Origin of the sequence: Pyramidobacter piscolens W5455 (assembly GCF_000177335.1) — a bacterium.
GTDB classification, from domain to species: Bacteria; Synergistota; Synergistia; order Synergistales; family Dethiosulfovibrionaceae; genus Pyramidobacter; species Pyramidobacter piscolens.
In genome coordinates this window covers 1-847 of record NZ_ADFP01000067.1, presented here as the reverse complement: position 1 = coordinate 847, position 847 = coordinate 1, and the positions used below count along the sequence as shown (strand labels likewise).

General features: G+C 64.7%; 1 protein-coding gene. It reads right to left on the bottom strand.

Annotated elements, in window-relative coordinates:
- Positions 1 to 16: 16 nt before the first annotated feature.
- Positions 17 to 847: hypothetical protein (locus tag HMPREF7215_RS13600; protein ID WP_040550684.1), on the bottom strand; the 831-nt coding region annotated here is incomplete at its 5' end.

Below are 847 nucleotides of genomic sequence, written 5' to 3'. Positions count from 1 at the left end.
CTCATTTGTTTCGCTGTCAGCTGAACGGATCTTCCCGATCGTCCACATCGGGGCGCAGGATGCGCACGGTCTCCTCCTGGAACCAGTCGTAAAGGGTATCTTTCGGCTCTTTCTGCGCGCGCAGGCGTTCGATGCTCGTGCCGAGGATGTAGAATGGACGGCAGGGTTCGATCAAATCGGGGCCCCAACGCCGCAGCGTCGACGTCAGCTCGGCCAGCTGCGTTTCGGTGTCGGCGACAAAGGCCAGCAGCGTCCAGTCCTCCTGCTCCTCGGCGTCAAGATCGTACCAGCCGGGGACGTACACGCGCCGCTGCGCCATCGTGAAAACGTGCAGCTTGCCGATCAGCGGCAGCAGCTCCCGGGGATCGTCGCCGCACTTCACGGCGTACAGCAGGTCGGCGTTGTAGAACTTGAAACGGTCCGATTCCATGCCGGCGATCCCCTTGTAGTGGTTGAAGTCGTAGCGGCTGCGCAACATGAAGTCGATCGTCAGCGTCCCCGCAGGCGCAGCGTTTTCTTTCGCCCAGGCATTGAGCCCCGCCTGGCCGGGAGCGGGCAGGCCGCGCGCTTCCACGCCCCAATTCGGAAAGGCCTCCGTAAACGATTCGACGAGCGGATGCTGCGGCCAGATCGCCCTGACGCGCTCGCCCTCGAAGGCGAAGTACCGGTCGTCGGGCAGGCACGGCACGACGGGGAACGTTTCGCGATGAGTGACTTCCTTGACGCCCCACTGCTGACGGAACGCACGATCGAGCAGCTGGCACATGCGGTTGTGTTCCAGTGCCCGGCGCGCCCGCGCCTCGTCGTCCACCGGCACGTCCATGTCCGCCGCCGGAACGCCGGTCGA